The sequence below is a fragment of the Photorhabdus sp. HUG-39 genome (genome assembly GCF_963878365.1).
GTDB lineage: Bacteria > Pseudomonadota > Gammaproteobacteria > Enterobacterales > Enterobacteriaceae > Photorhabdus > Photorhabdus kayaii.
In genome coordinates, this window is sequence record NZ_CAWNWY010000030.1 from 1 (window position 1) to 24,168 (window position 24,168).

Annotated in this window: 19 protein-coding genes and 1 pseudogene; 15 read left to right on the plus strand and 5 right to left on the minus strand. The window is 37.2% G+C overall.

What is annotated here, in order from left to right:
• The 8 genes and pseudogenes from AAC155_RS17440 to AAC155_RS17475 all read left to right on the plus strand — a co-directional run.
• Nucleotides 1-109, plus strand: a pseudogene (locus AAC155_RS17440) (IS5/IS1182 family transposase); the annotation flags it as partial.
• Nucleotides 109-318 (plus strand): Mov34/MPN/PAD-1 family protein, encoded by a 210-nt coding sequence (locus AAC155_RS24545; protein ID WP_113043569.1) that lies wholly within the window; start codon nucleotides 109-111, stop codon nucleotides 316-318. The pseudogene AAC155_RS17440 and the gene AAC155_RS24545, both read left to right, overlap by 1 nt.
• 10 nt (nucleotides 319-328) lie before the next feature.
• Nucleotides 329-571, plus strand: a complete 243-nt coding sequence (locus AAC155_RS17445; RefSeq protein ID WP_113043520.1) for a hypothetical protein — start codon at nucleotides 329-331, stop codon at nucleotides 569-571.
• Nucleotides 572-921: 350 nt separating this feature from the next.
• Complete coding sequence (gene metA / locus AAC155_RS17450; RefSeq protein WP_113043521.1) at nucleotides 922-1,851, plus strand: homoserine O-acetyltransferase MetA; 930 nt, start codon at nucleotides 922-924, stop codon at nucleotides 1,849-1,851.
• A 298-nt stretch (nucleotides 1,852-2,149) separates the two neighbouring features.
• A complete protein-coding gene (gene aceB, locus AAC155_RS17455) occupies nucleotides 2,150-3,748 on the plus strand; it encodes a malate synthase A (RefSeq protein WP_113043522.1) in 1,599 nt (532 codons plus the stop codon).
• Nucleotides 3,749-3,844: 96 nt separating this feature from the next.
• Nucleotides 3,845-5,152 (plus strand): isocitrate lyase, encoded by a 1,308-nt coding sequence (aceA, locus tag AAC155_RS17460; protein WP_113043523.1) that lies wholly within the window; start codon nucleotides 3,845-3,847, stop codon nucleotides 5,150-5,152.
• 192 nt (nucleotides 5,153-5,344) lie between these two features.
• Complete coding sequence (gene aceK, locus AAC155_RS17470) at nucleotides 5,345-7,102, plus strand: bifunctional isocitrate dehydrogenase kinase/phosphatase (protein WP_113043524.1); 1,758 nt, start codon at nucleotides 5,345-5,347, stop codon at nucleotides 7,100-7,102.
• Between the two features lie 671 nt (nucleotides 7,103-7,773).
• Nucleotides 7,774-8,343, plus strand: a complete 570-nt coding sequence (locus tag AAC155_RS17475) for a hypothetical protein (RefSeq protein ID WP_113043525.1) — start codon at nucleotides 7,774-7,776, stop codon at nucleotides 8,341-8,343.
• A 263-nt stretch (nucleotides 8,344-8,606) separates the two neighbouring features.
• On the opposite strand, the gene iclR is transcribed toward AAC155_RS17475, so the two are convergent.
• Nucleotides 8,607-9,437 (minus strand): glyoxylate bypass operon transcriptional repressor IclR, encoded by an 831-nt coding sequence (gene iclR, locus AAC155_RS17480; protein WP_113043526.1) that lies wholly within the window; start codon nucleotides 9,435-9,437, stop codon nucleotides 8,607-8,609.
• A 764-nt stretch (nucleotides 9,438-10,201) separates the two neighbouring features.
• On the opposite strand from iclR, the gene AAC155_RS17485 reads away from it, so the two are divergent.
• From AAC155_RS17485 to AAC155_RS17515, 7 genes are all read left to right on the plus strand, one after another.
• On the plus strand, nucleotides 10,202-11,701 hold the full coding sequence (locus tag AAC155_RS17485) for a M28 family metallopeptidase (RefSeq protein ID WP_113043527.1): 1,500 nt from the start codon (nucleotides 10,202-10,204) through the stop codon (nucleotides 11,699-11,701).
• 777 nt (nucleotides 11,702-12,478) lie between these two features.
• The gene (locus tag AAC155_RS17490) at nucleotides 12,479-13,315 is read left to right on the plus strand and encodes an alpha/beta fold hydrolase (protein WP_113043528.1); all 837 of its coding nucleotides are present in this window, start codon (nucleotides 12,479-12,481) and stop codon (nucleotides 13,313-13,315) included.
• Nucleotides 13,308-13,691, plus strand: coding sequence for a hypothetical protein (locus AAC155_RS17495; RefSeq protein WP_113043529.1), 384 nt, complete (start codon nucleotides 13,308-13,310; stop codon nucleotides 13,689-13,691). Before AAC155_RS17490 ends, AAC155_RS17495 begins: the two co-directional genes overlap by 8 nt.
• Nucleotides 13,692-13,863: 172 nt before the next feature.
• Nucleotides 13,864-14,760 (plus strand): hypothetical protein, encoded by an 897-nt coding sequence (locus AAC155_RS17500; protein WP_113043530.1) that lies wholly within the window; start codon nucleotides 13,864-13,866, stop codon nucleotides 14,758-14,760.
• 50 nt (nucleotides 14,761-14,810) lie between these two features.
• Entirely contained in the window at nucleotides 14,811-15,857 is a 1,047-nt protein-coding gene (locus tag AAC155_RS17505; RefSeq protein ID WP_113043531.1) for an acyl-CoA/acyl-ACP dehydrogenase, read from the plus strand.
• Between the two features lie 93 nt (nucleotides 15,858-15,950).
• Nucleotides 15,951-18,518, plus strand: coding sequence for an aminotransferase class III-fold pyridoxal phosphate-dependent enzyme (locus AAC155_RS17510; RefSeq protein WP_113043532.1), 2,568 nt, complete (start codon nucleotides 15,951-15,953; stop codon nucleotides 18,516-18,518).
• A complete protein-coding gene (locus AAC155_RS17515; protein ID WP_113043533.1) occupies nucleotides 18,502-19,539 on the plus strand; it encodes a DUF2156 domain-containing protein in 1,038 nt (345 codons plus the stop codon). The genes AAC155_RS17510 and AAC155_RS17515 overlap by 17 nt, the downstream gene beginning before the upstream one ends.
• A 194-nt stretch (nucleotides 19,540-19,733) precedes the next feature.
• Here the strand turns inward: AAC155_RS17515 and AAC155_RS17520 are convergent, their stop codons facing one another.
• The 4 genes from AAC155_RS17520 to AAC155_RS17535 form a co-directional block, all read right to left on the minus strand.
• A complete protein-coding gene (locus AAC155_RS17520; RefSeq protein WP_113043534.1) occupies nucleotides 19,734-21,197 on the minus strand; it encodes an AMP-binding protein in 1,464 nt (487 codons plus the stop codon).
• Entirely contained in the window at nucleotides 21,194-22,318 is a 1,125-nt protein-coding gene (locus AAC155_RS17525) for an MBOAT family O-acyltransferase (protein ID WP_113043535.1), read from the minus strand. The genes AAC155_RS17520 and AAC155_RS17525 overlap by 4 nt, the downstream gene beginning before the upstream one ends.
• Before the next feature lie 144 nt (nucleotides 22,319-22,462).
• Nucleotides 22,463-23,665, minus strand: coding sequence for a D-alanyl-lipoteichoic acid biosynthesis protein DltD (locus AAC155_RS17530; protein WP_113043536.1), 1,203 nt, complete (start codon nucleotides 23,663-23,665; stop codon nucleotides 22,463-22,465).
• Nucleotides 23,662-23,886, minus strand: a complete 225-nt coding sequence (locus AAC155_RS17535) for an acyl carrier protein (protein ID WP_113043537.1) — start codon at nucleotides 23,884-23,886, stop codon at nucleotides 23,662-23,664. Before AAC155_RS17535 ends, AAC155_RS17530 begins: the two co-directional genes overlap by 4 nt.
• Between the last annotated feature and the right edge of the window lie 282 nt (nucleotides 23,887-24,168).

A 24,168-nucleotide genomic window follows, 5' to 3' on the forward strand; every position in this document is an offset into this window, starting at 1 on the left:
ACTCAAAGAGCATCGTCGCATCGCCACCCGTTATGAAAAGACAGCAAGAAATTATATCGCTATGGTGAAATTAGGTTGTATCCGCTTATTTCTTAAGGTCATTATTTAATTGAGGGACACAACCTAGAACCAATTGTCCTTTACCACTCTCATTCTGGCTCACGGGCTTATCCGAGTAGAGAAGACTTAGCTTTTTCTGTTTCACCCCAAATTCACCATGTCATTCTTTCTACTGCACCAGAGTCGCGGCTTGAACTGCGTAGCTACCGATATGTACAGGGGCATGCAGTCGAAGAAATCATAAAAATTACTCAGTGAGGAAATAATTATGTCTGTCATGGTTCATATACCGACTATTTTAAGAATATTCACCAATGACCAGAAAACGGTAACCTCTTCTGGTGAAAATGTTTGTGAACTTATTGATAACTTAGATATTTATTTCCCAAGAATTAAAGATCGTTTAGCTTCTTATTATAAGAAAAGTGCATATTTTAGTATTGAAGATAAATCTTATAACTCAATATTAATAATAAGAATATTTTATCAATTAGTCTTGTTACTTTTTTAGAATGTATTGTTTTTAATATTGATAGCTTGTAATTTGACTTCTTATAATTTTGCCTTTTTGTTTTGGTTTTCCTCATTTCTACTGAAAATATCATTGATTTTTAATATGTTTCATTCCATTTTTAATTTAATTTACCTTATTGTTTTTTTATATAAAAAATATAATTTAAAGTATTTTCTATTATAAATACTGAAAATTTATTAACTATTATCATGTTGAACATTGTTGTAAGACCAAAAATGAAATAATTTCAGCTTACTTGTAAATCCTCGACATTTTGTTAATACTTAGTTAGATTTAGCTATCTGGAAGTCTAAGCGTATAAATGGATAAAAAATCGAGGTTATAGCATGCCAATTTGTATACCGGATGAATTACCCGCAGTGAATTTTTTACGAAACGAGAATGTGTTCGTAATGACATCTACTCGTGCAAATATTCAAAATATACGTCCACTAAAGGTATTGCTGCTTAACCTGATGCCAAAGAAAATTGAGACTGAAAATCAATTGCTAAGATTACTATCCAATACGCCTTTACAGGTAGATATCCAGCTATTGAAAATAGATAACCGAAAGTGCAGGAATACGCCTGCTGAACATTTGAATAACTTTTATTGTGATTTCGAGCAGATAAAACACCAAAACTTTGATGGTTTAATTGTCACTGGTGCGCCATTGGGATTAGTCGAATTCGAAGATGTGGCATATTGGAGACAGATTGAAAGAATAATTAGTTGGGCAAAGGAACATGTCACTTCTACCTTATTTATTTGTTGGGCTGTACAAGCCGCTTTGAATATTTTGTATGGTTTGCCGAAGTTTACCAGAGAAGTAAAACTATCAGGTGTTTATTATCACTCTACTCTGGACCCTTTAGCATTATTAACTCGTGGCTTTGATGAATCTTTTTTTGCTCCCCATTCTCGCTATGCAGATTTTCCTGAACAGGTTGTTCGTGAACATACTGATCTGGATATTCTTTCCAGTTCTGAAGATGCGGGGGTGTATTTACTGGCAAGTAAAGATAAACGTATGGTATTTGTAACTGGTCATCCGGAATATGATGCTGGAACGTTGGCTAGTGAATATTTACGCGATTTAGCCGCAGGTTTGTCTCCAAAGATCCCAATAAATTATTTTCCAGATAATAATCCAGAAAGAAAACCACTGGCATCATGGCGTAGTCACGGGCATTTATTGTTTTCCAACTGGCTGAATTATTATGTGTACCAGATCACGCCATATGATCTTACCTACATGAATCCAACACTGGATTAATATCTTTATAAATGGCTGAATTTCAGCCATTTAACCCTCCTGATTTTTTCTGATTTCCTGCCATAACACCTATCAAAATATCGCACTTTTTGTAGTTTTTCTTATATAACAAAAACTTAACCAAATGATCTTGTAATTTATGGAATTAATTTCCCTAATTTAAAATGAGTAATTTGTAATATAACTAATTGTTTTTTATTGAATAAAAATAAATTTTTAAAAAAATGGAAATCGTTTTTGATTTATTTTAAATTTCTATTACTCTTATTCAGGTGTGGCTTAAAATGAGGATGAATGAATGACGCAGCAAACTTTAGCGACTGAATTATCGTTTATTAAACGATTTGGAGCAGCAGAGCAGGAAGTTTTGATACCTGAGGCGGTAGATTTTCTGAAAGATCTGGTTGTTCGGTTTATTGATGCACGGAAAAAATTGTTAGTTGATCGGGATATTTGGCAGAAGAAAATTGATGATGGTGAATTGCCTGATTTTATTTCGGAAACCAGTTCCATTCGTGAAAGTGAATGGGAAATTCAAAATATTCCAGCGGATCTCCGTGATCGTAGAGTAGAAATCACTGGACCAGTAGAACGGAAAATGGTTATCAACGCGTTGAATGCTAATGTAAAAGTTTTCATGGCGGATTTCGAAGATTCCTTAGCACCAGCTTGGGATAAGGTGATTGAAGGGCAAATCAACCTGCGTGATGCGGTTAATGGCACAATTTCTTACGTTAATGAGCAGGGTAAACAGTACCAGTTGCAATCAGATCCTGCTGTTCTGATCGCACGGGTAAGAGGGCTTCATTTACCGGAAAAACATGTTCTCTATCAGAATGAGCCAATTGCCGGTGGATTGTTTGATTTTGCGATCTATTTTTACCACAACTATAAGCAATTGCTGGCAAAGGGAAGCGGCCCCTATTTCTACTTACCAAAAATTCAGTCTTATCACGAAGCTCAGTGGTGGAGTGATGTATTCAGTTTTGCAGAAGATCGTTTTGATCTGCCGAGAGGCACAATCAAAGCAACGGTATTGATTGAAACTCTGCCTGCTGTATTTCAGATGGATGAGATTCTTTATCATCTTCGGCACCATATCGTTGGCCTTAATTGTGGCCGTTGGGATTATATTTTCAGCTACATTAAAACACTGAAAAATCATAGTGATCGGGTTCTGCCTGATCGTCAGTCTGTCACAATGGATCAACCTTTCCTCAGTGCTTATTCCCGTTTGCTGATCAAAACCTGCCATAAGCGCGGAGCATTTGCGATGGGGGGAATGGCTGCTTTTATCCCCAGTAAAGATATTGAACGCAACAATTGGGTACTAGATAAAGTCCGGGCGGATAAAGAGCTGGAAGCACGCAATGGTCATGATGGTACATGGATTGCCCACCCAGGTCTTGCCGACACGGTAATGGAAGTTTTCGATAGGGTCTTGGCAGAGCGGCAAAACCAGTTAGATATTTTCCGTGAAGAAGATGCGCCGATTACCGCAGCTCAATTACTGGAACCTTGCCCAGGCGATCGTACTGAAGAAGGTATGCGGGCCAATATCCGTGTAGCGGTTCAATACATTGAAGCGTGGATTTCAGGAAATGGCTGCGTTCCTATTTATGGTTTGATGGAAGATGCTGCGACAGCCGAAATTTCCCGGACATCTATTTGGCAATGGATTCATCACGAAAAATCATTATCTAACGGTAAAAAAGTGACAAAAAGTTTGTTCAAGCAGATGTTGGCAGAGGAAATGGAGGTTATTAAGCAAGAAGTTGGAGAAACACGTTTCAGTCAAGGGCGATTTAGCGATGCGGCCAAGTTGATGGAGCGCATTACAACTCAGGACGAGCTGATAGATTTCCTGACGTTGCCGGGATATCAATTGCTTGATTAGAGCCCATCCCATTAGGGCTACTGAGAGAAGTTTGAGCAACGAATAATAACAAAACACCATATCCGATTAATTTAACAAAGATAGGAAGTAGAAGTTATGACAATCTCCAGAACTCAACAAATCGCTCAACTGGAACAAGAATGGAAAAGTGACCGTTGGAATGGAATTATCCGTCCGTACAGTGCGGAAGAAGTGGTTAAATTGCGTGGTTCGGTTAATCCAGAACATACATTGGCACAGCTTGGTGCTAAAAAACTGTGGGAACTGCTGCATGGCATGGCAAAGAAAGGCTATGTCAACTCATTAGGTGCATTGACGGGTGGGCAGGCATTACAGCAGGCAAAAGCGGGTATTGAGGCGGTTTATCTTTCTGGTTGGCAAGTTGCGGCTGATGCTAACACCGCATCCAGTATGTATCCTGATCAGTCCCTGTATCCGGTGGATTCAGTCCCGGCGGTGGTAAAACGCATTAATAACAGTTTCCGCCGGGCAGATCAGATTCAGTGGGCGAATGGTATTGGTACTGATCATCAGGAATATATCGATTATTTTCTGCCAATTGTGGCGGATGCGGAAGCAGGATTTGGTGGTGTTCTGAATGCTTTTGAATTGATGAAAGCGATGATTGAAGCGGGTGCTGCGGCTGTTCACTTTGAAGATCAACTGGCAGCGGTGAAAAAATGTGGTCATATGGGCGGTAAAGTTCTGGTTCCGACACAAGAGGCGATTCAAAAATTGGTCGCTGCGCGTTTGGCGGCGGATGTTTCTGGCGTACCGACGCTGTTGATTGCTCGTACCGATGCTGATGCAGCCGATCTGTTAACCTCTGATAGTGACACATATGACAGTGAGTTTATTACCGGCGAACGGACTTTTGAGGGGTTCTTCCGTACCAGAGCGGGCATCGATCAAGCAATTAGTCGTGGTTTGGCTTATGCGCCGTATGCTGACTTGATATGGTGTGAAACATCAACACCTGATATTGAAATGGCCCGTCGTTTTGCTGAGGCGATTCATGCTAAATATCCCGGTAAATTATTAGCTTACAACTGTTCTCCATCGTTCAATTGGAAAAAGAATCTGGATGATAAGACTATTGCGCGTTTCCAGGATGAACTGTCAGCAATGGGTTATAAATTCCAATTTATTACTTTGGCGGGTATCCACAGTATGTGGTTCAACATGTTCGACCTGGCACATGCTTACGCGCAGGGTGAAGGGATGAAACATTATGTGGAGAAGATCCAAGAAAGAGAGTTTGAATCAATTAACCGTGGTTATACCTTCTCTTCTCATCAACAGGAAGTTGGCACGGGTTATTTCGATAAAGTCACAACGATTATTCAAGGGGGAACATCGTCAGTAACCGCATTGACAGGTTCCACAGAAGAACAGCAGTTCTGATTGTTCTATACCTTATGGATTTCAAGATGGATAGCGACGGCAAGGGAGCGAATCCCCGGGAGCATAGGTAACTATGTGACGTGACCGGGGTGAGTGAGTGCAGCCAACAAAGAGGCAACTTGAAAGATAACGGGTATATTTCTGATTCTATTCAGCCTGCAATAAGCAGGCTGAATATATTGAGGAGTTGCGATGGAGATAGATTCAGCACATTTGATAGCACAAACCATTTTACAAGGATTCGATGCACAATATGGTCGCTTTCTGGAAGTGACTTCAGGCGCACAACAACGCTTTGAACAGGCTGACTGGCACGCTGTACAGCAAGCTATGAAAAAGCGTATCAATCTTTATGATCATCATGTTGGGCTGGTGGTTGAGCAGCTTAAATGTATACATAGTGCTTTCGGATATGATGAAGAGTACATTACCAAGGTAAAGGTTGTTTATACCGGTTTATTACCGGATTATCCCCGGTTTGAAATTGCCGAGAGTTTTTTTAATTCTGTTTATTGCCGTCTATTTGAGCATCGCAATTTGACACCGGATAAATTATTTATTTTTACCTCGCAGCCTGCGCGTAGATTTCGGGATATTACTCGGCCGTTATCGCGTGACTTTTTCCCTAATGATAATCTTGCTTTAATGTTACGGACAATTCTTAATGATTTGCCGCTGCGTTTACCTTGGGAACATTTAGAGAGAGATATTCGTTATATTACAGACTACTTACAACGGACATTTCCAGTCGAAGAATTACTACAAGCGACTTTTCAAATAGCTAATGAACTGTTTTATCGCAACAAAGCGGCTTGGTTAGTCGGTAAGATCCGCATGGGCAGTCAAGTTTATCCTTTCTTATTACCGATCCATCATAACGAATCTGGGGGGATCTTTATCGATACCTGCCTGACTGATTATGCAGATGCCAGCATTGTATTTGGTTTCGCCCGTTCCTATTTTATGGTTTATGCGCCTTTGCCTGCGGCTTTGGTTGAATGGCTGAGAGAAATTCTGCCTGCCAAATCAACGTCTGAACTTTATATGGCAATCGGCTGCCAGAAGCATGGTAAGACAGAATATTATCGGGAATATCTGGCGTTTATTACCTTCTCCAAAGAGCAACTTATGATTGCTCCCGGAGTTAAAGGGATGGTGATGTTGGTGTTTACTTCGCCTTCATTTGATCGCGTCTTCAAGGTGATTAAAGATAGATTTGCGCCGCAGAAAGAGGTGACTCAGGAGCGGGTGCAGGAGTGTTACCGTCTGGTCAAAGAGCATGATCGTGTGGGGAGGATGGCCGACACACAGGAGTTTGAAAATTTCGTTATTGATAAAGCCCGCATCAGTCCTGAACTAATGGAAGAGTTGCAGAAAGAAGTGCCAGAAAAGCTAGAAGATTTGGGTGATAAAATCCTGATTAAACATCTCTATATGGAACGGCGGATGACACCGCTGAATATCTATATGGAACAGGTGGAAGAACAGAAATTGAAAGATGTCATCGAAGAGTACGGTAATGCGATTAAACAACTTGCTGCGGCGAATATTTTCCCTGGAGATATGCTGTTTAAAAACTTTGGTGTGACACGGCATGGACGAGTAGTGTTCTACGACTACGATGAAATCTGTTATATGACAGAGGTTAATTTTCGAGATATACCGCCGCCGCGTTACCCAGAAGATGAACTTGCTGGTGAACCGTGGTACAGCGTGGCGCCAAATGATGTTTTTCCTGAAGAATTCCGGCATTTTCTTTGCACTGACAGTCGTATTCGCTGTTATTTTGAAGAGATGCATAGTGATTTATTTAAAGCAGACTATTGGCGGGCGTTACAGGAACGGATTAGACGTGGTCATGTGGAAGATGTGTTTGCGTATCGCCGCAAACAGCGGTTCAGTCAACGTACTGAAATAGAAACTTACTCTATTGTCAAAGTTTCAGCCTGATTTTATTGGGAATTGGCGATTGCTATCAGTAACCGCCATTTTCACCAATAGTTAATATTATTATCCTCATTAAATTATTTCTCTAAATTAAATATATACCCTATGGATTTCAAGATGCGTCGCGGCGGCAAGGGAACGAATCCCCGGGAGCATAGATAACGATGTGACCGGGGTGAGTGAGTGCAGCCAACAAAGAGGCAACTTGAAAGATGACGGGTATAAATTAATTCCTATTTGTTTTTATTGGGTGGGATGTGAATATTTCCAATAAAAATAAACCTGGGATTCTATATGAAATATATTTCTTATTAGGAATGCATAATTGGAATGTGAGTTAAAAGCATATATTTAATGATTTCTTTAAGAAATAAAAATAGATCCACTTATTTGTAGAGGTTCTATAATTTTATAGAGTTTGGGAATCAAGGATTTTTAGCCACGGTGAGTGGTTGTAAAAAGAATTGATATTTTTGACTCGTAATTAAATACATGAAAATTCTCATATAACACACATATACCCTATGGATTTCAAGATGCATCGCGACGGCAAGGGAACGAATCCCCGGGAGCATAGATAATTATGTGACCGGGGTGAGTGAGTGCAGCCAACAAAGAGGCAACTTGAAAGATAACGGGTATATAACTTCTTGGAAGTATTTAAGGATATAATCATGGCTAGTGTAATTTTATACGGTGATAAAATTCATATTAAAAACAATTTTAATAATGGAAATGGCGGCTATCTGGATACTAATGGTTATGCAGCCGTGCAAGGCGCGAAATATAACGTATACACGGCTACTTCGCCGACTCGTGCTCCGGGTACCGGTACGGGTACATGGCAAATTTTGTCTGCGAGCGGAAAAGTCGTAGGGGAAGAGATTTACAGTGGTGATATCGTGTTTCTTTTCAATCTTTACCAGAATAATGGGGGATATCTCGGTACTAATGGTTATGCGCCATCACCTGAACTCTATAATATTTATACAGCGGATAAAGTCGCACGTCCGGTTGAGACCCTGACATGGTACATTTTTTCAGATACAACCAGTGGATATGATGGTAAAGTTCGTGAAAATGATGTTATCCGTTTTCTGAATGGTTATAATAGCGTACGTGGAGGATTTCTTGATACTTGTTTCAATGCTACTGCTGCTGGTGCATTATATAATGTATATACTTCACGTCTTTCTAATCGAGGTAACGGAACCGGTACTTGGAATTTATCAAAAGCGATTTAATCAGGATGATACTCATCGATTAGTGTTCCATTAACTAATTCTTCTATATATAAGAGTCCGGGAATATAATTATTTTCGGATTCTTTGTCTCATTTTTTATTGATATTATTTCTAAACTAGTCAAATAATTTCGTTGCTATTCTATTATATTGCCGCTAATATTTTTAGCGGAATGATAAATTAAGTTTAATTTATTAGTTTGAAAAGACAGGGCACGAAAAAATCAATGCCCTGAGAATCATATGATAATTTAAGAAAAAGAATTAACGAATCCCGCCATATTCTTTACTGATCTCTTTTGCTGCCCGGATCACCAAAGCACCAAGTTCAGTGATACGATCATCGGTGATGCGTGAGACTGGGCCGGAAATGGAAATAGCTGCAAAGGCTTGGTGATGTTCATCATAAATACAGGCAGCAATACAGCGCAGACCTAAAGCATGTTCTTCATCATCGAACGAATACCCTTGTTTACGTGCTTGCTCCAGATTTTCTTTTAAATTCGAAGGGGTTGTCTTGGTGTGTTGTGTGTAAGAATGAAGCCCTTTCTTATGCAGTAATTGAACCAGTTGGTTATCTGATAATGTTGAAAGGAATGCTTTACCAGCCCCGGAAGCATGCATAGGCAATTTACCCCCGATAGGGGCGGACATTCTCATCAATGCATTACACTGTACCTGATCGACAATAACCGCTTCATATTCATTGTGATCAAGAATAGCTAAATTCACGGTTTCACCGGAATCCTCCATCAAACGGCGGAGGATCGGGTGAATGAGTGCCAATAAATTTCGGCTCTGTAAGAAACTACTGCCGATAATAAAAGTGTGAGAACCGATAACCCATAATCCTAAATCGCCAATCTGACGGATAAAACCGTGTTGTTGCAAAGTGGTCAAAAGGCGGTGAGTGGTGGAATTTGGTAATCCGGCTTGTTGGGCTAAATCAGTCAGGGCGATACCACCGGGTGACTCGGAAATATATTCCAAAAGAGTCAATCCGCGACTTAATGACTGTACTTGCCCATTAGCAACAGCATTATTCGCCGTAATCTTAGTCTTTTTTGTTTTTTTACTGGTAACGGCAGTGCTCATCGAAATACCCTCTGAATAATAAGATGGAATTCATTTTCATTTCTCATTATGGATGATAAACCTGAAAAACACTCATCCGATGTGTGGAAAATGCTACCTGCCATTGAGATTTCCTTAAATCTCAATGGCAGGTTTCAAATCATCATGATAGTTAACTCACTATAAATGTACAAGATGATTAAGATGGAAATGATTTCCTATCTATGGATATAAAAAAGCGACATTTTTGATGCAGCACGATATAAGCCAATAAACTTGCTAGTACTTTCTGTGTGTAAATTGGATTCGTCTTATTAAAGTAATCTTCGTAGAATATGAATATTTTTAGGAATTGACTCATTATATTAATAGTATTTTAGTGGAAATAATTTATAAATAACATCTCTTAATGATGTGTATTAAATAATACCTTGATGAATTTATAGGAAATAGGGTTTTTATCTAACTATTTTTTGATTATATAATTACAAAAGAGCGTCTGTTATTGTTAAAAATAATGTTTTATATTGTTTTAAATTGGTTTGAGTTATTTGGATTGATTTTATACCCGTCATCTTTCAAGCTGCCTCTTTGTTGGCTGCACTCACTCACCCCGGTCACATAGTTATCTATGCTCCCGGGGATTCGCTCCCTTGCCGTCGCGATGCATCTTGAAATCCATAGGGTATATATATTTTCATTTTAATTATAAAAATATGAGAAAATATTATTAATTATATCAAGAATAATATTTTGTTACTATTTTGTCGGAATGGGAGAGTTTAATGAAACGCATTTTTTCGATTATCTGTTTTTTAGCAACTTTAATTATTGCGATTATTCAGGGCATCGGTTTGGTACTTCCTGATAAAGTCCCTGTTGAATATTTTAAAGAAAATGGATTCAAGAATGTGATGAGAACGCTTGGTGTTATTGCTGCGGAACCTCATCCTGCGGCTTCAACACAGCAAGCGTTAGTTCGGGCTTACCTGATTAACGAAATGAATGATATGGGATATAGCGTCACTGAACAGACATTTCATTACACGGCGGATGATTTGGCCTCTCGGCAGAAGAGAATATATTCAAACTTCAATAGTCAACAACGCCGAGCTTTTGATAAAGAGTTTGCCAGGATAAATACAGGCAACTTTGCAAAACAAGTGGGGGAACAATCAGAATTAACTGGAACGAATCTTATCGCAAAGTTGGAGGTTCCTTCGTCAGAAGGAACTTTATTATTCGTTTCACATTATGACAGTGTTAGAACTGCGCCAGGAGCCAGTGATAATGGTATAGCTGTCGCCTCGGTACTCCAATTAATGCGGGATCTTGCTAAAAGGACGGATATAAAAAATAACGTTATATTCTTATTCTCTGATGCTGAAGAGTTGGGATTACTCGGTGCGCATCACTTTGTTAAGAATATTAATGAGATCGCTACTCAACCAATAGATGTTGTTTTTAATTTTGATGCTCGGGGAAATAATGGCGTGCCACTCTTATTTGAGACATCGGCAAAAAATCTTGCTCTTGTTTCAGAATGGAATCGGAATGCTTATAAGCCGGTAGCTTTTTCATTTAGTCCCATCGTGTATCAAATGTTGCAGAATAACACAGATTTTAGTGTCTTTTTGAATAAAGGGTTTACCGGGATGAATTTTGCTACGATCTTGGGTTATGAGCATTACCACCGTATGAGTGATACTGTTGAGAATCTTAACCTTGGAACTTTGTGGCGATATCAGCGAACGATTCGGGATTTGGGAGCGCATTTCGCGGTAAAAGATGAGATTAACTTATTTAAAGAAAGTGTAGATGCAGTTTACTTTCCTGTGCCCTATATTGGGCTTATTATCATATCTATATTTTCCGCTTTTGTTACAGGTATTTTAACATTTTTACTCTCTATCTCATTAGCGATAAGAAATATATTTTTTTCATCTTCACTCCGAACTGTATCAAATATCCAGAGCATTTTAAGGATACTTGCTGGATTATTTAGCCTTGTCGCAGCATTAGTTGTACCCACAGCATCTTATCTTATTACATTGCCTGTTTTGTTGTTTTTATTAACGGATTTGATGTCGCGGGAGTTCAATAAATTTAGCGTTGCGTTGATTTTATTAATTATCTGTACTTACATTACATGTATTCTCTATGTTCCAATTATATACCTTGTTTCTGTTGGATTACATGCTCCTGTAGTGGGGGGCGTGCTCGCTATTCTGCCAATGCTTATTTTGGGATTTAGTATAGCCAGTCTTTGGAAGCGAATAACTTAATTCTATACCCGTCATCTTTCAAGTTGCCTCTTTGTTGGCTGCACTCACTCACCCCGGTTACATAGTTATCTATGCTCCCGGGGATTCGTTCCCTTGCTGTCGCGATGCAACTTGAAATCCATAGGGTATATAATTAAAGTTAATATAAAACCAGTCATAGAGCAGAATGGCTGGTTAATTTCATAAACTAAATAGTGGTAATGATATAATTCATGAGCATTAATAATTTTGCCATGTAAAGTATATAAGGAATTAATATAAGCGGATTTGTGAAAATAATGTTGGTAAATAATTTTTTGAATATATTTTTAAATTGATTCATGAATAAATTTCATTTTTTTATGTGTTATTTAAACTAAGATTATCTCTTATTACTATTAACTGCTTGTTATTTTACATGGTTATAGCTTTCTATCAATACTATTTCATGTAAATTCAATACATTTAAAATTGATATTTTATTATTGATTTATAACTTATTTATTAATATTTAAATGGTATGATTTACATTTTAAACTAAATTTTTCTAATGTGTAAAATAATTTTTCCAGCAAATAATTTATAAAATAATATATGTTTCTTGCTTTATCTATAGCCTGTTACTAAGAAAGTATAAGGGGCTTTTATATTGTTTAATAAAAAATTAGAAAATCACTAATAACCCGGCGATATGGACAAGAATTTGATACTTATCGCATTGAAAATAAAATTTTTTTGGCGGATTTATCGCTAATGCCAGTCACTGGGGCGTGATGTAGTTATTGGGGGCATATAGATATGAAAAATAATATTAACGGTAATTATTTTAAAGTGGCTGGCAATTTCCTCTGTAATTATAAGGTTTATCAGGGAGATAGTAATGGCAGAGTTGTTATATTGTTACCTGCTATTGGTGTGGAAATCAGGAAGTATGACGCTTTAATACAACAACTGGTAAAAGAGGGTTTTCAGGTTGTCACTGCTGATATGCCAGGTTATGGAGACAATCAACCTAAACCAAGTCGAAAAAATGACTATAACTATTCCGACCTGTTGCAGGATTATCTTCCGGCAATGTTAGACAAGTCTATTGAGTTAAATAGCAATAAAATTCCTATTATTTTTGGTCACAGTCTTGGGGGGCATATTGCGACGATCTTTGCCTGCTCAACTGACAGGCCATTTTCTCTGTTTTGTGTGGCAACTGGGAACGTGTGGTATAAGAATTGGCAGGGAATGGGGAGGGTACAGATAATAACAGCAGCTATTGTTTTTAACATTCTGACTGTGTTATATGGTTATCTCCCTGGGAAAAAGATTGGTTTTGGCATAAGAGAAGCTAAGGGGTTAATGCGGGACTGGTCCAAAACTGCTTGTACGGGAAATTATGATCATGTCCGTGCTTATAAGGGGAAGGAGAATAAGCATTTATCCAAGGCCATTTATATCTGTTTTAAAGGAGATAATTGGGCTCCGTTGAAGTCTACTCAAGTATTAGCAAGTCTTATACCTAATGCAGAAGTTAGGGAAATAACTTTGTCTCTCAAAGGTAATCCTCACAGTGCCTGGATTAAACAGCCAGGAGATATTATTGCAATCATGAAAAAAGAAATGATGGAGAATAGCGATGATTAATACATTTAAAATTCTGCGTTGGGAGTTTTTGGGATTGTTTTTTATCAGTTTATTTCTGACTTGGCAGCTTGAGAGTTATATAAATTGGTGGCAATTTATTGTGTTATTTTTTCTGATTGATATTATTGGTTATTACCCAGGGCGGATCTGGAGTTTACTGAATAAAAAAGAAACTCCTCCTCCAGCTTTTTATACCATTTATAATATTTGCCACAATTTATTCACACTCAGTGTGATTAGTTTGCTCTGGATCTGGTTCTTTAAGGACAATTACAGCGTTATTGCACTATTTGTTCATATCTGCCTGGATCGAGGTGTACTGGGAAATTTTCCTAAGTTATCTATTAATATATTTAAGCAGCCCACTATTCATTGAAATAAATCATTATATACCCTATGGATTTCAAGTTGCATCGCGACGGCAAGGGAACGAATCCCCGGGAGCATAGATAACTATGTGACCGGGGTGAGTGAGTGCAGCCAACAAAGAGGCAGCTTGAAAGATGACGGGTATAGAGAGATAACTTATTGGGAGAGGAATTTATATTATGAATTTAATTAAACAGGCATCGGAAGTAGAAATGCGGGCAAAAGATTGGGGCTTGGATGAATGGTTCACTGAACAGATAAGTGTTGAACAAAGAAAAAGAACCTATTATGCCAATGATCCTAAATTAACCTATTTGCCGGGTGATTTACGGGAGTCTCTGATCAGGGAACTTTCTTTTAAATCGATGTCGGAATATGAAGCAACGAAAGCATTATTGTTACTTGCAGATAAGGCTCCTGACAATATCAACTTTGATTATATGCTGACTCAGATATTTGATGAAGGTAGACATGCTAAATTATTCAGAGAACATCTGGTCAGAATAGGTTTTGCGGATATCGACAATGTGGCCGGAAAAATGGAAAGCCTCTTACGAGGAAAAATGACCAATATGTTGGAAACATTGAGAACTTATTTCGATAAGTGGGTGGTGTTGAAAAATGACTATATTGCAGGCGTGTTAATTATTACTGTTGTTCTGGAAGGCGTACTTGCGCCAACGTCAGAACTCAGCGAAATCAAGTGGCGCCCTTTTGATATTGTCGCCGCCGAGACACAGGCCAGAGCCAATGCTGATGAATTAAGACATCTGACAGTGTGTGCAAATATCGTCAAGATGGCACTCGAAAATGATAGTTCTCTAAAGCAATCGGCTCTTGAGTGTATAGAAGAAGGGCTGGCGTTATGGAGCCAGGTATCTGTTGGTGACTTGTTTGTAGAGCGTGAAATGTTCTATCAACGGGGTATGCAGAACCATTTGCGCTTTATTGAAGGTTATGAATTAGTGCCTGGGATGTTGTTGTCCGATTCTACGGTGGAATCTCGCCTTGAGCTATCTCATTCCTTGGTTGAACGGATGCAGCAGTCACGCCTTAAGTACATGGGTTTAGTGTAGATATTGGCCTTATTCAGTAGGTTGTTTGAATAGGCTAAGGAGAATTAAAAATGACAAATATTGTTGAAGAACTTAGGAAGAATAGCGGGAAATACCAACATTTGACACCAGATAGATTGAAAAGATTGTTATTGGGTTCTGAGGCCGCTTCACAATGCCTACGTTTGATGGCTCAATCTAATATGGATGGGCTTCATCAAGTCGGTAATACTATCCGTGAAGCCTCTGCATGGCTTCCCGCTGTTGGTATTGCCTTAACAATGCATAATCATATTGTACTGGCTTGCAGTAAATTTCCTGACATATTCGAAGACAGCAACGTATTATTGAATGAAGTTATGGCATCAAAAGCATTGGTTGCTTCCGCTTTTGCAGAAGGTGTGCCTGGAACGAATATTTTTATACCATCGCTTAAAATGCATTCTAAAGAGGGAAAGTTGTTTGTTAATGGTTCGAAGAAACCTTGTTCCTTATCTTCGATTGCTGACTATTATGTGTTATCGGTCTGCGATACTGATAATAATAATGATATGAGGATAGTATTGGTTTCTAAATCGGATCAGAATTTTAAGGTTATTCCTTTCTGGCGACTGGGGATTATGGCTGAAAGTGATAATCAAGAAGTTAAATTTTCGGATACCGAAGTTTCATTAAAACGACTTTCTCATTATAAAGGGATTGAACAACAGATGCTGCTTTCCTGCGGTTTATCACTGTTTAATTATTTTGCCGCAAATACTTATTCTGGAATTCTTGATGGGCTGACTCGTTTTATTCCTGAGAAAGTAGTAGAACAGCACCCAATTAAATATACCCTGACCCAAGCTGATTATAAGATTAATGTTATTCTCGGTCAGATGTTGATTATTTCCTTTTATGCTAGCCAGGATGAAAATGCCGTCCATAAGATTCTCGCGTTACGTTATACCTTGGAAAATATCCTTGAGGAGACTGCCAGTTTCATATTCCGATGTTGCGGTGGGATTAAGGTAATGACAACACCGGAAATTATGAATTTCTATTTGGCAGTACAGTTATTTAAATTTCATCCGATAGGAGAATTCCAAATGATTAACCAGATCATGCAGCAAACTTAATTACTTTTAGAATCACCTATTTATAACTCAAGGATTTTTCCATGCTGTTTACAGCATGACTTTGTGCACCTAAAAAAAAAGAGAGAGAAAACTATGTTTGTTAATCAATATCGTGAGAGTTTATTGAACTCTGTGGGCCTTGAACTGGATATTAAGTCTGCTCAAGATAACCAGCTTACATTATCGGATGGCCGGGTTGTTAAGGATTTTTTGGCTCAATATGGTGCTCTGCCATTTGGACATAATCCTGATTTCGCTATCGCTGAAATTGACAGATTCACTAAAGATAAAGAGCCTATCTTCTTTCAGCCCAATATTCACAAAAAGGTACGTCTATTGGCTGAAATGCTTGCAGAGCAAATAGATAAGGAAAAATATACCCACTGTACTTTTACTAACAGTGGTGCTGAAACAGTAGAAGCTGCGATTAAATTTACCCGTCTGTTTACTGGCAGAAAACGTATTCTGAGTTTGCATCGCAGTTTTCACGGAAAAACCTATTCGGCATTATCCGCTACGGGATCAAATCGGTTTAAAGCCGATTTCATTTACGATGATAAATTATATGAGCAGGTTGATAGCGAAGATTTAGATGAAATAAAAAGAAAGCTAGAGAGCCGGGAATTTGCCGCATTTATCATTGAACCGGTGCAAGGAGAAGGTGGAATGAAAGTGATTCCACCAGATACGTTGTCCAGTATTTTGGCACTGTGTAAAGACAATGGCACATTGTCAGTATTTGACGAAGTTCAGACGGGTATCGGTAGGCTTGGGGCATTTTGTGCGGCCACGCTCTACGCTTTGAAACCGGATGTTATCCTGTTTTCTAAAGCATTGGGGGCAGGTATCTCACCAATTGGTGCGATGTTATATTCAGATGAGTTTTATTTATCCGAGTTCGATAGGAAACATAGCTCCACTTTTGCCAATAACGTTCTAGCCGCAACGATGGGGATTGCTGTTATCGAGCATCTGACTAAAGATGATGGTAAGGCGTTAACCCATATTCAAGAAGTCAGCCGTTATGTTGATGAATGCCTTGAACAATTGTCTGCTAAATATCCAGAACAATTTTACTGGCACGGGGCTGGGTTGATGCGTGGTCTTGAAATACAGGACAGCAAAGCGGCTTCCAACATATTTATCAATTTCAGTCAAAGAAGCGGTGGCCTGGCTTATATCATTTGTAGTTTCTTATTGAAACATTATGGTCTTTTCACCATGCCGTTAATGTCTCGCCCTTGTTCTGTACGTTTTGAGCCACCGCTTAACGTTTCCAAAGAGGATATTAAGACGTTTTTCACCGCTTTTGATGAGGTATGCCAACTCGTTGAGAATGGACGATATGACATTCTTTTTTCACACTTGATAGATATACCTATTGCGGATCTCCCACCCGCTTCGGTGAGTTATCCGATTTCAAAAAATAACAACTTGGCCCAGATTAAAGCGCCTATTCCTGGATTGATTGAGGGTAAGAAATTTGCTTTCTTGATTCATACCACTTCGGTTAATGAGCTCGCTCATTCTTATTGCTTGTCAATAAAGGAGAATTACACGCTGGAGCAGCAGAAACAGCTCGGTAATTGGATCACACAGGTTTCCTCGATCGATTTTAATCCTGATGTCGCTATTGAGTTTGGTGTCGAAAGTTCAACGGCCTATGCTAATGGTATGCTCATTTTTTCACCCATTAGTCCCGAAGATATGATGGCATTGTCAGCGAAAGAACGGGCGGTATTGATGAGGGAATATCTTGATGTGGCAGAGAAAAATGGCGCTGAAATCGTTGGCTTAGGTGCTTATACCTCGGTTATTACTAATGGTGGTAATAGCCTGGTGAATAATCGGCAGGGTCGGATATTGACTAATGGCAACTCTCTGACCGCGGTGGCGGTGATTGAGGGGATACGCTCAATGTTGATTGAGAATGCATCCCGGCAAACATTGGCGGTAGTGGGTGCCAGAGGCTCCGTAGGCAGGCTTTCAGTCATCGGCTTAGCTCATAATTTTGGCCGGATTATCTTGGTTAGCCGCCCCAATAAAGCACGCATATTGCTCTCTGAACTGACCAAGGCGCTTCTTTCCGCAGTGTTAAGGACTCATGATGTTATCCAGCCAGATTCGGTCATGGATAAGATGAGAAAATGGCTTTTTAAACAAAATCCGGGGGTGACAGATGCACAAATATTACATCAGCAAGTTCTTGAAGTCGTTGGTACCTTTGGTTTGGAAGCGATAGATAGTTATGAACATTCTTTGAGTCAGGCTGATTTTATTGTTTCGGCAACAAGTGAAGGTAAGCCTTTCTTGAATACACATTATTTGAAAGATTCTGCCATCGTTTTTGATGCGGCCAGACCTTTCGATTTCATTCGTGATGGCAACCATCAAATTTACGAGGGGGGATTGGTCTATCAGCCTGAGAAAGTGGTTTATAGCGATTGTAACGTGATCGATGTACCTGCGGGGGTCAATCTCGCCTGTTTATCAGAAACTATCGCTGTGGCGCTTGAAGGGGTGAGTGTTCATCAAAGCATCGGTAAATCTATTGATTATAATGATGCATTGGCGATTCGGGATATTGCCAGGAAGCATGGGTTCATCCCTGTCCAGTATTCCCGAAATAATCAAGGTGAGCGTTATGAGCATGTTGCTTGATGCTCCCCAGATTATTGCCACTGGGAACGCTCAAGATGTTCTTGGCAACAGCCATCTCAGAAAAGTGCTTTGCTATGCAAAGCACCCGTTGAGTAGCCTGTTGTTCAATAGTGAAACATATTGGTTTACTAATCAAAAGGGGGCTATTGGTTTCTTTCAGGACAAAAATCTGCATATGTGTGTAGGCGGTATTTTGGCTCCTGGCGAAGAACGAGCTGCACTTTTACACTCTTTTCTCAACTTCACCAGAGAAAAGCGGGCTTTCCCGGTTTTTCTGCACGGTGATGAGAGTGATTTTGTGTTGTTGAAAAATAATGGCTTTTCTGTGAACCAGCTTGGAGCGAGTTATTCATTGAGCCTTGATGGATATGATATGAAAGGCAAACGGTTTCAGCAGCTTAGAAATAAAATCAGTAAATCCAGAAGAGCGGGGATTTCCGTTCGAGAGATCTGCTCGCAAGAGGAATATTATCGATTTAAACCACAACTAGAACATATTAATCAGCTTTGGCTGAAAGAAAAACACGCTAAGGCCCTGAAAAAATTGGTGATTGATTTCAATACGGTGGAAGTGAGTTCAGGCCAGCACAGAGTCTATATTGCAACTCAGGGAGAACAAATTCAGGCATATATTGTTTATAGCTACACTTGGGGGGAGACATCGGGATGGTTTCATAATCTATCTCGAAAAAAACCGGATATACCCGACGGCACGATGCAATTTATTAATGAAACGGCGATTAATGACTTCCTGAAAGAGGGTGTAGTTTCCTACCTTCATTTGGGCTTCACCCCCTTGGTGGAGTTCGGCGAGGAGGAATATTTCAATGACTCGGCAATCTTTTATAAAGTTGCTAAATGGTTGTCATCAAAAGGCGGTATTGTTTATCCTGCTGCTTCGCAACGTCAATATAAAATGAGCTGGCGGCCGTCGTTAATTGAACCAGAATATATTGCTTTCCCCAGAGGAAAGGCCATGAAGGCATTATGGTCAACATTGCGAACGACCAACAGTATTTAATGTTATAAAAAGCCTTTTTTTAATATTAGGTAACAGGTGATCAGTCTGGGGTGAAAATACTGGGCTGATCACCTGTCATAGGGTATGTTTTCTATGGTGAACCTATTTTCACTGAGCATATATATTTAAAATTATTTCTTTCTTTATAGGTTGTTTATACCTTATTTTCCTTCCTGTTTTCGGATTTTTGTTAATTATTTTATAATTTCACATTCATTATTGTTATATCTTGACAGTAAAGATTTTGTATCGACTTTACTGTTATTGGTGACTGGAAAGTTATCAATATTGATAAATTCACTGGGTATCATATAGGAGGGTAAATTCTTTTTAAGAAGGTTAACTAAATTTTCCTTATCAATAATGGTTTTGAATTTACAGAAAGCAACCAGGCGAACAATAGAACCATCTTCTTTTTTTAATGGCAAAACAACAGCACTATCAACAATGGGAAGATTCATCAGCCTTTCTTCAATTTCATGTAGCTCAATGCGATAGCCATTTAGTTTTATTTGGTTATCTTTCCTGCCAAAGCAATACCAGATATTGTCAATTAATTTGCCGATATCTCCGGTTCGAAAATTTCTTATTCCATGTTGATTAATGGTCAATCTATTATTATCTTCCGTTTTAGCGCCAATATATTTTCTCATAACATGAGCGCCAGAGATGACAATCTCGTCATTTTCTAATGTTAGAGTCGAGCCTGATCTTGACTCTCCAATTGGCAATAATTCCATATCCGAATGGAGATGTTGATCGCTAATTTCAATTATTGTTGTTGCCACGGTAGCTTCTGTGGGACCGTAAGTATTATAGATAATGGCAGATGGAAATCTTTTCCTTAAATACTTAACGAGATTTTTACTTAGAATTTCGCCACAAAATAGGAAATGTTTTAGATTTTTTAAAAAGGAATAATTAAAATTTTGCGATAGCAATTGCTTATAAGAAAAAGAAGGTGTGGAAACCCATACTGTTGGTTGATAATGATTTAAAACTTGATAGAATTTTTCAGAATCAGTCGTTGTTTCTTGAGAAATGCAAATACATGTGCCACCGTATACCAATGTGCCAAATGTTTCATACATGGATAAATCAAAATTAAATAGCGCTTGATTCATGAAAACAGGTTTTTCACCAAGTTTGAAATCATTGTACATCCATCGCATAAGATCATAAACGCTTTCACGTCCAATGACTACGCCTTTAGGTTTTCCTGTGCTACCGGATGTGAACATGATATAGGCAACATGATCTTCATCAAATTCAATATAATCAACGTTTGTTGTTTTGAATTGATTGTTAATCACATCGTAGTAATAAGGCGTGTTGGATAGTGATGCAATTTCTAACAAGCGTTGTGTTGGATAAATTATATCGATTGGAATAAATGGGATTTTATAGGTTATACATGCATAAATTGAAACTAAAAAATTAGCTTCTTTGTGTCCGTATAAGATCAAAGGCGTGTTGCGGTTTAAATTTAATTCTAAATATTTAGAATGCCACTTTTTAATTTCATCATATAAATCACGCCAATAAATGACTTGATCTGAACCCACGATGACGGGGGTGTCTGGATGAGAAGGCGCTATGATTCTATCGTTAATGAATAAATCAAAGTTTGATTCACTATATTCGTTGAGATATTTCATTTTATAAAACTGTATCCACTAAATATATATAAAGAAAAACAAATTAAAGTTAACGTTATCAGTCTGCCAAAGAAAGAGACGATCTTTTTATTTAGGATATTAGCGATATTTTCTTTATCTCTGGTGTAATTAATTAAACAGTTATGCATTACTGAGTAAGAACCAAATAAAGCACCACTTATAATGTAATTAAGTTCTAGTCCATTCCAAATACCCATACAAAATAATGTGATGAAAATACTGATATTCTGGGCAAAAAGTCTATGATTTTTGAAAAATTCTTTCTCCATTAGCATCTTATATAATGGCATAAAGATGACGTCTCTTAACCATTCAGATAAACTAATATGAAATCTACGCCAAAAGTCCTGTGGATTTTTGGCTAAAATTGGATAATGAAAATTAATAGGTAAGTTTATTCCAAATAGCTTGCCGGCGCCACAAGCCATATTAGTATAACCTGCAAAGTCAAAATATAAGTAAAAACTATAACTTATAGCAACTACTAAGTATGATTCAATCGTGTCTTTATTAATATAGTCAGATAAAAATACGTTATAGATAATGGCGGCGAATAAAAATTTCTGAACTACACCATATAATATTTGTCCAGCACCGGCAAACCATTTTTCTAAAGAGACTGGCACTGGTAATTCAAGTAAATCACGTTTGAAGCTGTTCCATCTATACATAGGGCCAGCCAGCCAAACTAATGGTAGGAATAAATAGGCAAAATATTCATAAATTACTATTTTCTGTTGCTTGCTAGAGAATAAAATGACATCTATAGCTCTGAATGTAAAAAAGGATAAACCGATAACACTAAGTAGATGACTAAATTCCAAATTTAATTTAACTAAAAATAAAGGTGAAATTATTAGCAGAGAAGATACTAATTTATTAATTATGTTCTTTTTGAAAATTAAAGTTATTAAATAGAAATAAACAGATAATGCTATAGGTATATAAATTTTATATCTAAAAATAATACACCAGCAAATAATAGAAAGTACACTTAATGCAATTTTAGAGTTTATTTTTTTATTAAAAAATAGAAAAAATAAAGAAAAAACAAATGAGGCTGAAAATAGATAAATGAAAAAGTTAAAATTTGCAAACATGTTTTTTTATGCCTTTTTTATTCTAAAATTGCTGATATTCATATTTTACTTTAACTTCACTGCTACCATTGACGATAGAATCAGAATGATAAAATAAGGTAAGCATTAGAAAAAGATATAATAAAAAAGCCTTTATAAAATATTTCATTTCGCAAAATGTTCCACAATAGCTTTATCAGTTAATAACCAACCATATTCCCCCATATGCATAATATCAGTTAATACTCCTGGCTGATATTGCTCTTCAATAAGATTTAAATATCCCATGCCGTGAGATTTTATTTTCTCTGATATAATATTTTCAACGGGATTAAAGTTATTTGTATCTGTGTATACATAAGGGTTTAATGGCTGCATAATAAATAGAGCATCTACATTATATTTCGATAATAAATCTAATAAGTTGTCAAGAGCATGCATTTCTTTGCTGTAATTGATGCCATTAGGAAAAGCTTTTTTACTTTTTTTATCCTTTACATACTTTTCATAGTATTTTTTATTTACCCATTGCGTCTCTTTGCTCATATTGTTAAGTTCAATATTTTTAGCATCATTAGCTAAATCTAGCCATTGAACTTCGGTATTGACAATTTTAAATTGTTTTTTCATTAAAGGATCTTTATGAAGGACATAAATATTGTCAGCTTTAATTGCATGATTGTCGGTTATTATGTTTTTGATATTTATTCTTGCCTCTGCTATATAATCTAAAATGTTTGCAACTGACGACGCTATTATATTGTCTTTATGAATTAACTTTAATTGGGTAGAATTTAGATTTTCAAAGTTATCTTTGTTTTCATTGAGATAGTTTGAAAATATATTTTTTGCATTTTCATCATTTGCGAGTTTATTTGCGATATAGGATGGAAAATGAGAATTGTATGCTTGTGGTAGTAGATCTGTTTTTTCAAACCATCCCGGAGATAGAATAATAACAATTCTACTATCCTTATTTAAATATTCTTGATAAGCTGATAAATAACCATAAATTGCTAATAATTCAAAATGCGCTTTACCAATGCCTATTGTGGGAATGTTTAAATTTTTTGTTAAAAAATGGTATGGAATGAATTTATGTGTTCTACTTGTTAATTCAGAAGATCCAAATAAAATAACATGATTATTTTTAAATCCGTATTCAAGTAATTTTTCTTTTGAGAAATCAATGGCATTGTGTTGATCTGTAATAGTAGGTATATAGTTGATCGATTTACTATCGTCTTCAATATATTTGTATTCTACTATTTTCGAGTTGAAATTGTTTATAAATATAATAATAGATGAAAAAATAATTGCTGCGAATAATAACGCTGCAATATTAATAGATATCTTTTTTAACATCATTTTAAGTTGTTTAAATAATTGATAATTGATTTAGGGGTTTCGAGAATAGATTCAGCATCAGTTGCTGATATGTAGCAATCGAATTCCTCTTGTAATGCCAGAATGAGATCGACTGTAGTGATTGAATCTATTAAATTTTGCTTCAAAAGTTCATCATCTAACTCAACATTTTTTCTGGCAATCTTGTTGACTATCGATAATACTTGCTGCTCAAGTTCCATATATGATCCTTTTATACCAAGATTATATTTGTATGATTTATTGATATTCGTAATAGCTACCGCACAAGCTAAAGTACATTTGCTTGCTAATATCACTGTTGTTTCTCATTTCATTTGATTGATTTTTCATATTGTTATTAGGCAGTATGGAATATCAATACTTCAGTTTTAATCTTCATGCATACTAATTGATAGCCCTTTTTTTATCAAGATCATATAATTGTTCTACGTATAATTTCCCTAATAAATGAGAAAATAATGTTTTTTTAAAATCTCCCTGTG